The sequence below is a fragment of the Protofrankia coriariae genome (assembly GCF_001017755.1).
Classification (GTDB): Bacteria; Actinomycetota; Actinomycetes; order Frankiales; family Frankiaceae; genus Protofrankia; species Protofrankia coriariae.
The window spans coordinates 174,866-184,240 of record NZ_JWIO01000001.1; the positions used below are offsets into that span (position 1 = coordinate 174,866).

The window sequence follows — 9,375 nt, forward strand, 5'->3', positions numbered from 1 at the left end:
CGACGCCAGAACGCCGGACAGGCCGCGACGGCAGCGATCGGGCCGGCGTCCGTGGCGCATGCCGGACGCCGGCCCGATCTCCGCGGTCACACCCCCGCGGTCACAACCGTGGGACGGACCGTGATCAGCCTCCTCGTCAGCCCTTCAGTCGGTCGACCAGGGCCTCCTGCTCGGCCCACAGCTCGGCCGGAAGCGCGTCGCCGAAGGTCCGGTAGTGCTCGGGGATCAGCTCCGCCTCCTCCTTCCACAGCTCGATGTCGAGGGTGAGCAGCTCAGCGAGATCCTCGGCCGGGACGTCGAGCCCCTCGGTGGGCAGCGCCTCCGGGGTGGGCAGGACACCCAACGGGGTCTCCACCCCGTCGGCCTCGCCCTCGAGGCGGCCGACGATCCAGGCCAGCACCCGGCTGTTCTCCCCGAAGCCCGGCCACAGGAAGCGGCCCTGCGCGCTCTTGCGGAACCAGTTGACGTAGTAGATCCGCGGGAGCTTCGCCGGGTCGGCCTTGCGGCTGATCGACAGCCAGTGCGCGAAGTAGTCAGCCATGTTGTAGCCGCAGAAGGGCAGCATCGCGAACGGGTCACGCCGCAGCTTGCCGATCGCGCCGGCCTGCGCCGCGGTCGTCTCCGAGGCGACGATCGACCCGTAGAACACCCCACGCTGCCAGGTCGGCGCCTCGGTCACCAGCGGGACCGCGGTCGCCCGGCGCCCGCCGAAGAGGATCGCCGAGATCGGGACGCCCTTCGGGTCCTCCCACTCCGGCGCGATCGTCGGGCACTGGCCCGCCGGCACGGTGAAGCGGGCGTTGGGGTGCGCGGCCGGCTCGGGGGAATCCGGTGTCCAGTCCCGGCCCTTCCAGTCCAGCAGGTGGGCCGGCTTCTCCTTCGTCAGCCCCTCCCACCACACGTCGCCGTCGTCGGTGCGGGCGACGTTGGTGAAGACCGTGTTGCCCCATAGGGTCGCGATCGCGTTGGGGTTGGTCTCCTCACCCGTGCCGGGCGCCACTCCGAAGAAACCGGCCTCCGGGTTCACCGCGTAAAGCCGGCCGTCCTCCCCGAACCGCATCCAGGCGATGTCATCACCGATGGTCTCGGCTTTCCAGCCCGGCAGGGTGGGAATGAGCATCGCCAGGTTGGTCTTGCCGCAGGCCGACGGAAATGCCGCCGCTATGAAGTGGACCTTTCCGGTGGGCGAGGTGAGCTTGAGGATGAGCATGTGCTCGGCCAGCCAGCCCTCGTCCCGGGCCATCACCGAGGCGATACGCAGGGCATAGCACTTCTTGCCCAGCAGGGCGTTACCGCCGTAACCCGAGCCGTAGGACCAGATCTCCCGGGTCTCCGGGAAGTGCGTGATGTACTTGGTCGAGTTGCACGGCCACGGCACGTCCGCCTGACCGGGCTCGAGCGGAGCGCCCAGTGAATGCACGGCCGGGACGAAGAAGCCGTCGTCGCCCAGCTGCTCCAGGGCGGACGCGCCCATGCGGGTCATCGTCCGCATCGACACGGCGACATATGCCGAGTCGGTGAGCTGGACTCCGAGCGCCGAAATACGGGAGCCCAGCGGGCCCATGCAGAACGGTACGACATACAGCGTCCGTCCCCGCATGCTGCCCTCGAACAGGCCCCGCAGTTTCTCCTTCATTTCCTCCGGGTCGGCCCAGTTGTTGGTCGGCCCGGCGTCCTCGGGGTTCCGCGAGCAGATGAAGGTACGGTCCTCCACCCGGGCGACGTCGGTAGGATCGGAAGCGGCGTAGAAACTGCCGGGCCGCTTCTCGGGGTCCAGCGGGACGAACGTGCCTTTGTCGACAAGCAAGCGGGCCAGTTCCGCGTACTCCGCGTCAGAACCGTCACACCACCAAATCCGTTCCGGCCGGGTGAGTTCGGCGATCTCACGCACCCAGGCAATCAGCCCGGCATGCCTGGTCGGGGCAGCGTCAAGCCCCGAAATCTGCGCCGCGGTCGTCACAGCTCCCACCTCCGCTTGAGTCGAGCCCACCACGGCCCCGCCATAGCACCTATGCCCACGCCATGGAAGGTCCACTCGTGTTCGGGGCCACAGAACGCACGCGCCGTCACCCCGCAACACCGCGCCCGCGCCATCACCGTCCAGCACATAGTGGATCAGCCACAGCCATAGGCGATTCGAGGCCGTGTACAGGATCTTTTGACTCTACCTTGGGAGCTTCCAGCAGTCGCGCGGTCGAGCCATGGCAATCGGGCAAATCCACGCGCCGCGAAGCCGCCGCGAAGCCGATCAACGACGCCCACTGGTAACCATGACGGGCGCAAGATACGGTGACCGCGTGACCACGACCGCACCTGGCCGCGACTTCCGTCACCACCCGAGCGACCTGGTGCGACCGAGGATGCGCGGATGGTTGCACGCGGGCGCCTTCCCGGTCAGCCTGGCACTCGGCGTCATCGCCATTACGCTGGCCACGACGTTCCGTGCACGGATGGCGGTGGGCGTTTATGCGCTAAGCATCGCCATGCTGTTCGGCACGAGCGCGCTGTATCACCGGAGGATGTGGTCAACATCACGCGCGCGATCACTGATGAAACGACTCGATCATTCCATGATCTTCGTTTTCATCGCCGGAACTTACACACCGCTGGCCCTGCTCACGCTTCCACCGCGGACCGCCCGGACGATACTCATGGTGGTCTGGGGAGGCGCCGCGGTCGGTATCGGACTGCGGATGCTCTGGCTGCACTCACCGCGCTTCCTGATGGTGCCGCTGTACATCGCCCTCGGCTGGGTGGCGGTCTTCGTCATACCCGAACTGCTGCACACCGCCGGCGTCGCGGCGTTGGTTCTGATCCTCGCCGGTGGCGTTCTGTACAGCCTCGGGGCATTTGTCTACGCGTCCCGACGCCCCAACCCGGCTCCGCGGACGTTCGGCTACCACGAGGTCTTTCACGCGTTTACCATCGTAGCGGCGACATGTCACTATATCGCCGTCATTCTGGCAATCTACGCAACATAGGACCAGAATGGTCTGACCGAAAACCCGCTATCTCGCGGGGCCGCCGGCCGGGGCGGAATTCGGGTTCACAGTTCCGGCCCCTCCGCCCGGACCTGTTCGACTTTCTCCAGCGCCTCCCGCAGGCGGGCCAGCCATGGCTGCGCATTGTCACCGACAAGCCGGACGCACCAGGCCAGCGCGTCGCTTCGGCTGCGCGCGACCCCGGCGTCGACCAGCGTGTCGAGCACCTGGCGTTCCGGCTGCCGGAGCCTGGTCATCACCGGAACGGACAGGGTGGTGAACAACTCGGTCGTTCCGCCCGCGGTCGCGCCCCACGCCACCTTGCGCCCGTAGCGCCGCTCGGCCTCCTGGGCAATCGCGATCCGGACGTCCCTGGTCTGCTCACGGAACCGGCGGATACGGCCCGACTCGGCGGCGGCGACCGCGGCGGGATCATCGGTCTCCAGCTCCGCGGCGGGGATCGTCCCCACCACCACGATCTCGTCCCGGTCGACGGTCACCGTCGCGGCACCGGTGAACCAGGTGTCGGGCAGCCTGCCCGCGAACCACGCCGGCGCGTCGTCCGCGGGCGGCACCGGCTCACGCTCACCCCAGCGGCCGAAGCCACGTCCACGCGCACCCGCCATGTCTGCCTCCTCGCGGTCCGCATCCGGTGCGGACTTCCAGACATCTCGCACCTCGATTGATTACATACTTACAACAGATACATGGCAATAGGTATCGCTCACGAACATCTCGAGAGCCGCGTCCGGCGGCGGGAAGCCCGGCTCACCCGCGAGACGCTCAGCTGGTCGCTGGCAGGACGAGCCGGACTCCCAGCTGGTCACGCACCGCCTCCACCGTGCTCACCGGACGTTCGCAGACGAAACCCCGGCACACGTAGACCCCCGCCGTGCCCCGCCCCCGCGCCAACGGCCCGGAAGTGACCACGACCGCGCCCGGTGAGGTGGTCAGCCGGGCCGTCCGCTCGAGGTCCGGACGGCCGACGACGGCGATCTCGGCGGGGCCGGCCAGCAGCGCCGTGCCGACCGCCCCCGCCCATCCGGCAAAGGACGCGTTCGCGGCAAGCAGTGGGGCGAGCACCTCCAGCACGTGCTCGGCGGCCCGGCGATGCTCGTCGGAGGCGGTCAGCGCCGCGTAGGTCAGCAGGGCGCCGGCAACCGCGGACTGGCCGGACGGCGTCGGTGAGTCCGAAGGGTCCCGCGGCCGGCGCAGCAGCCGCTCGGCGTCGTCGGCGGTGTCGTGGAAACCACCGTCGTCCGCGGCGAAGTGTGCCCGGACGACGGCCAGCAGGTCACCGGCCAGCGCCAGCCACTGTTCGTCCCCGGTGACCTGGTACAGGGCGAGGAGGCCCTCGGCCACGTCGCCGTAGTCCTCCAGCACCCCGGCGTTCGTCCCGACACGGCCGTGCCGGCTGGTGCGCCGCAGCCGGCCGTCCACCAGATGGACGTCGCGCAGCAGCGTCGCGGCGCTGGTGGCGGCGGTCACCCAGGCCGGTTCGGCCAGCAGCGCGCCGGCCTCGGCGAGCGCCGCGATCGCGAGCCCGTTCCAGGCGGCGACGATCTTGTCGTCCCGGGCGGGCTGCGGGCGGGCCGCCCGGGCCCGCGCAAGCCGCTCGCGCACCGACGCGAACCTTTCGGGATCGTCCGGGTCCGCCGGCAGCCGCAGGACGGAGCTGCCGTGCTCGAACGTGCCCGCGGCGGTCACGCCGAAGACGTCCGCGGCCCAGGCACCGTCCGCCGGGCCGAGGACGTCGACGAGCTCGGCCGGCGTCCACACGTAGGTGGCGCCCTCCGCACTGTGCCCGCCGGCACCGTGCCCGCCGGCGTTGTGCCCGGGCGATTCGTCCCCGCCGGATCCGGGCCCGGCGGGGACGACCGTGTCCGCGTCCAGCGCCGAGGCGAACCCGCCTTCCGTGGTCCCCAGGTCGCGCAGCAGGAAGGCGGCCGTCTCCCGGGCGACCCGCTCGGCCAGCGGCGACCCGGTCGCCCGCCACAGGTGCAGGTACACCCGTAGTAGCTGGGCGTTGTCGTAGAGCATCTTCTCGAAGTGCGGGACCGTCCAGGTGGCGTCCACGCTGTAACGGGCGAACCCGCCCGCGAGCTGGTCGTAGATCCCGCCGCGGGCCATCCGCTCACAGGTGGTGGTGACCATCCGCAGGCTGGCGGCGTCGCCCGTGCGGGCGTGGTGCCGCAGCAGCATCTCCAGCAGCGCGGACGGCGGGAACTTCGGCGCCGACCCGAAGCCGCCGTGCTCCGGGTCGAAGGACCGCGCGACCTTCGCCACGGCGGTGTCGAGCAGGTCGCCGGTGAGCCCGGCTGGCGGGCCGGCCGACCCCAGCGCCGCCGCGGCGATCCGGCGCGCGATGTCCGCGCCGGAGGCCGCCACCTCGTCACGTCGCGTCCGCCACGCGTGCGTGACCGCGGCAAGAAGCTGCCGGAACGAGCTCATCCCCGGTCGCGGCGCCGGCGGGAAGTAGGTCCCGGCGAAGAACGGCTCCCCGGCCGGGGTGAGGAACACCGTCATCGGCCAGCCGCCATGGCCGGTGAGGGCGACCGTGACGTCCATGTAGACGGCGTCGACGTCGGGCCGCTCCTCCCGGTCGACCTTGACGTTGACGAAGTACTCGTTCATGATCGCTGCGGTGTCCGGATCCTCGAACGACTCGTGCGCCATCACGTGACACCAGTGGCAGGACGCGTAGCCCACGGACAGCAGGACAGGTACGTCCCTGGCCGTGGCCTCGGCGAAGGCCGCCGGCCCCCAGGGCCACCAGTCGACCGGGTTGTCGGCGTGCTGGAGGAGGTACGGCGAGGTCTGCTCGGCTAGACGGTTCGGCATGTACCCAGCATCCCGCCGCCGGGAAGCTCAGCGGGCCGTGGGCGCTTGGAACCTTTTATGGTGCCAGTCGACCGGATGGTGACCTGCAGGGCGACATCCGCGCCGCCCTACTTACATTCCGCGTCTTCTCACCCACAAACCGCGTCCTACTTACAGATCGCGCTGTCCCGGGCGCGGTTACGGCCAGGTCCAGGTCCCGGCCCAGGTCCAGGTCCCGGCCCGCTGCCGCGGACCTGGCCGCGGGTACGGCGGACGGCGTCCGCAANGGACGGCGTCCGCAAGCCGGGACGACCCGCTGGCCCGGGCCTGGCGGGCCGCGCCCCTGGCCATGGCCTACCTCTGCGTCCTGAGCGTCACCTCGGCCGTGCTCGCGGTCGTCCACCGGCTCGACCAGGACACCTACCAGCGCCTGTTGCGCAGCCGGTCCACCAACCTCGCGGGGCTGCGCAGCCGCCCGCTGTACGTGCTGGTGGCCAGCGCGTTCTGGCTCGAAAGGGGCACGTTCCCGCAGACGGCCGCCGCGGTGGCGGCGCTGCTCGCGCCGCTGGAACGGGTGGCCGGCCCCCGACCGGCACTCGGCGTGTTCGCCTCCGGGCATGTCGGAGCGAGCCTGCTCGTCGCCGGCGGGCTGCTGCTGGGCCAACGTGCCGGGCTTGTCGGCGGGCATGTCACCGAGGCCGTCGACGTCGGCGCCAGCTATGGCCTGATCGCCTGCGCCGCGGTGCTCGCCGCCACGGCGCGGGCGCACCGGCGGTGGCCGCTGGTCGGCGGCCTGCTGGCGCCGCTCGTCCTCGCCGCGGTCCGCACCCCCGACTTCACCGCCGCCGGCCACCTGATCGCGGCCGGCATCGGCCTGGCCTGCGTCCGGTACCTTCGGCTCTCGTACCCGCTGGCGGGCGCCATACCTTCCGGGCCTTCCGGCCCGGCCTGCCAGCCCCGGTTCACAGGCTCCGGATAGGCTCGAACCAACGATCGACACCATCCGCGTGTGCCTGCCATGAGCCAGCACAGCTGGTTCCGCTGTCGTGATCCGCGGATTCCCGCAGGGTCCGCGGGACGGGTCGGGTCGGGTTGACCTGAGGATGATGAGAGATGACCAGCAGTACCGAGCACAGCCGTGTCGAGCACAGCGGCACCAACGGCAACGCCGTGCGGGACACCGGCGCGCGGGACACCAGGGACGCTGCCGCCGGCCACACCGTCACCGGGCGTGACGACGACACCCGGCCGGTGGACGCTCAGCCGGTTACGGGCGGCGCGGCCGGAGCCGTGGACCTGCCGTTCCGTTACGACGCCCGGCTCGCCGGCGAGATCGAGCGCCGCTGGCAGCAGGCGTGGTCGCGGCGGGGCACGTTCCACTCCCCCAACCCGCGGGGCCCGCTGTCGGACGGTTTCGACGAGGTCGCCGGACGGCCGCCGTTCTTCGTCATGGACATGTTCCCCTACCCGTCCGGCAGCGGCCTGCACGTGGGGCATCCACTCGGGTACATCGGCACCGACGTGTTCGCCCGCTACCTGCGGATGACCGGCTACAACGTCCTGCACCCGTTCGGTTACGACGCCTTCGGCCTGCCGGCCGAGCAGTACGCCATCAACACCGGGCAGCACCCGCGGGTCACCACCGAAGCCAACATCGACAACATGCGGCGCCAGCTCGGCCGGCTGGGGCTGGGCCATGACACCCGCCGGGAGATCGCCACCACGGACGTGGCGTACTACCGGTGGACACAGTGGATCTTTCTCAAGATCTTCAACAGCTGGTACGACGACCAGGCCGACCGCGCCCGCCCGATCGACGAGCTGATCGCCGAGTTCACCGCCGGCACCCGGGCGCCCCGCGGCGATGCCAACCCACGCAACAGGCCCTGGTCACAGCTCAGCTCGACCGAGCGCCGACAGGTCGTGGACGGCTACCGGCTGGCCTTCATCTCCGAGCAGCTGGTCAACTGGTGCCCCGGGCTCGGCACGGTGCTCGCGAACGAGGAGGTCACCGCCGACGGGCGCAGCGACATCGGCAACTACCCGGTCTTCCGCCGCCCGCTGCGCCAGTGGGTGCTGCGGATCACCGCCTACGCCGAACGTCTGATCGCTGACCTGGACCTGGTCGACTGGCCGGACTCCATCAAGCAGATGCAGCGGAACTGGATCGGGCCCAGCGACGGCGCCACGGTCGAGTTCCCCGCGGTCGGGTCCGACGCCCGCGTCGAGGTGTTCACCACCCGCCCAGACACCCTGGCCGGCGCCACCTTCATGGTGCTCGCCCCGGAGCACCCCCTCGTCGACACGCTGACCGCGCGGGCCTGGCCGCCGGACACCCCTGTCGAATGGACGTTCACCAACCCGCCTCCCACCCCGGGCGCCGAGCCGCAGGATGCTCCTGGCACCGGCCCGGGGTGCGACAGCAGCGCCCCAGGAGCCGACGGCGGCGCCTCGGCGACGGACCAGGCGGTCTGGACGCCCCAGGCGGCCGTGGCCGCCTACCGGGAGTACGCCGCCCGCCTGGGCGACCGTCAGCGCGGCACCGACGAGGTCCCGCGCACCGGCGTGTTCACCGGCGCGTACGTCACCAACCCGGTCACCGGTGGCACCATCCCGGTCTTCCTCGCCGACTACGTCCTGATGGGGTACGGGACGGGCGCGATCATGGCTGTTCCCGCGCACGACCAGCGCGACTTCTCCTTCGCCCGGCAGTTCGGCCTGCCCGTCCCGGCCGTGCTCGCGCCGAGCGAGGACTGGCGCGCCGAGCACCGGGTGCCCGCGGGCGCGACCCCGGACACCTGGCCGGTCGCCTTCGCCGGGGAGGGAGAGTACCTGCCGACGTCGGGCGCGGCGCCGTCCCTGGCCGGGCTGTCGAAGCCGGACGCGATCAAGACGACGGTCCGCTGGCTGGAGGACGTCGGCGCGGGCCGCGCCGCCCGCTCCTACCGGCTGCGGGACTGGCTGTTCTCCCGGCAGCGCTACTGGGGTGAGCCGTTCCCGATCGTGTTCGACTCCGACGGCCTGCCGGTCGCGCTCCCGGACGACATGCTGCCGGTCACCCTGCCGGAGATGACCGACTTCCGGCCGGCGGCCGTGGCCGACGACGACGTCAGCGACCCGGTCCCCCCGCTGGCACGGGTCACCGACTGGGCCACCGTCACCCTCGACCTGGGCGACGGGCCGAAGACGTACCGGCGCGAGACCAACACCATGCCGCAGTGGGCCGGCTCCTGCTGGTACTACCTGCGCTACCTCGACCCGACGAACAGCGAGCGTTTCGTCGACGCCGAGGTCGAGCGCTACTGGATGCACACCCCCGGCGGCCCGCCCGGCGACGGCGGCGTGGGCCTCTACGTCGGCGGTGTCGAGCACGCCGTCCTGCACCTGCTGTACGCGCGGTTCTGGCACAAGGTCCTCTACGACCTGGGGCTGGTCTCGACGAAGGAGCCGTTCAAGCGGCTGTTCAACCAGGGCTACATCCAGGCGGACGCGTTCACCGACGCCCGCGGCATGTACGTGCCCGCCGCCGAGGTCGTCCGCACCGGCGACGGCGGGTTCACCCACGACGGCGAGC

The 9,375-nt window shown here is 71.1% G+C and carries 5 protein-coding genes and 1 pseudogene (1 of these 6 running past the window's edge); 3 read left to right on the forward strand and 3 right to left on the reverse strand.

The features are described 5' to 3' along the window. Nucleotides 1-136: 136 nt before the first annotated feature. Nucleotides 137-1,960: a phosphoenolpyruvate carboxykinase (GTP) gene (locus FrCorBMG51_RS00760; RefSeq protein ID WP_047221212.1), complete on the reverse strand. Its 1,824-nt coding sequence runs from the start codon at nucleotides 1,958-1,960 to the stop codon at nucleotides 137-139. Nucleotides 1,961-2,297: 337 nt separating this feature from the next. Here FrCorBMG51_RS00760 and trhA point away from each other — a divergent pair, with 337 nt between their 5' ends. Continuing rightward, nucleotides 2,298-2,981: a PAQR family membrane homeostasis protein TrhA gene (trhA, locus tag FrCorBMG51_RS00765; protein ID WP_047221213.1), complete on the forward strand. Its 684-nt coding sequence runs from the start codon at nucleotides 2,298-2,300 to the stop codon at nucleotides 2,979-2,981. A gap of 65 nt (nucleotides 2,982-3,046) precedes the next feature. On the opposite strand, the gene FrCorBMG51_RS00770 is transcribed toward trhA, so the two are convergent. Both FrCorBMG51_RS00770 and FrCorBMG51_RS00775 read right to left on the reverse strand, forming a co-directional pair. Then, nucleotides 3,047-3,607 (reverse strand): hypothetical protein, encoded by a 561-nt coding sequence (locus FrCorBMG51_RS00770; protein WP_047221214.1) that lies wholly within the window; start codon nucleotides 3,605-3,607, stop codon nucleotides 3,047-3,049. Between the two features lie 157 nt (nucleotides 3,608-3,764). Next, entirely contained in the window at nucleotides 3,765-5,822 is a 2,058-nt protein-coding gene (locus tag FrCorBMG51_RS00775) for a thioredoxin domain-containing protein (protein WP_047221215.1), read from the reverse strand. A gap of 322 nt (nucleotides 5,823-6,144) precedes the next feature. On the opposite strand from FrCorBMG51_RS00775, the gene FrCorBMG51_RS24505 reads away from it, so the two are divergent. Both FrCorBMG51_RS24505 and FrCorBMG51_RS32945 read left to right on the forward strand, forming a co-directional pair. Beyond that, nucleotides 6,145-6,780 (forward strand): rhomboid-like protein, encoded by a 636-nt coding sequence (locus tag FrCorBMG51_RS24505; RefSeq protein ID WP_338052664.1) that lies wholly within the window; start codon nucleotides 6,145-6,147, stop codon nucleotides 6,778-6,780. 134 nt (nucleotides 6,781-6,914) lie between these two features. Continuing rightward, nucleotides 6,915-9,375: pseudogene (locus FrCorBMG51_RS32945) on the forward strand (leucine--tRNA ligase) (it continues 753 nt past the right edge of the window).

What these genes read in the sequence shown, in the direction of transcription:
- FrCorBMG51_RS00770 (WP_047221214.1), bottom strand. Translation starts at nt 3,607, where the DNA reads ATGGCGGGTGCGCGTGGACGTGGCTTCGGCCGCTGGGGTGAGCGTGAG.
- FrCorBMG51_RS00775 (WP_047221215.1), bottom strand. Translation starts at nt 5,822, where the DNA reads ATGCCGAACCGTCTAGCCGAGCAGACCTCGCCGTACCTCCTCCAGCAC.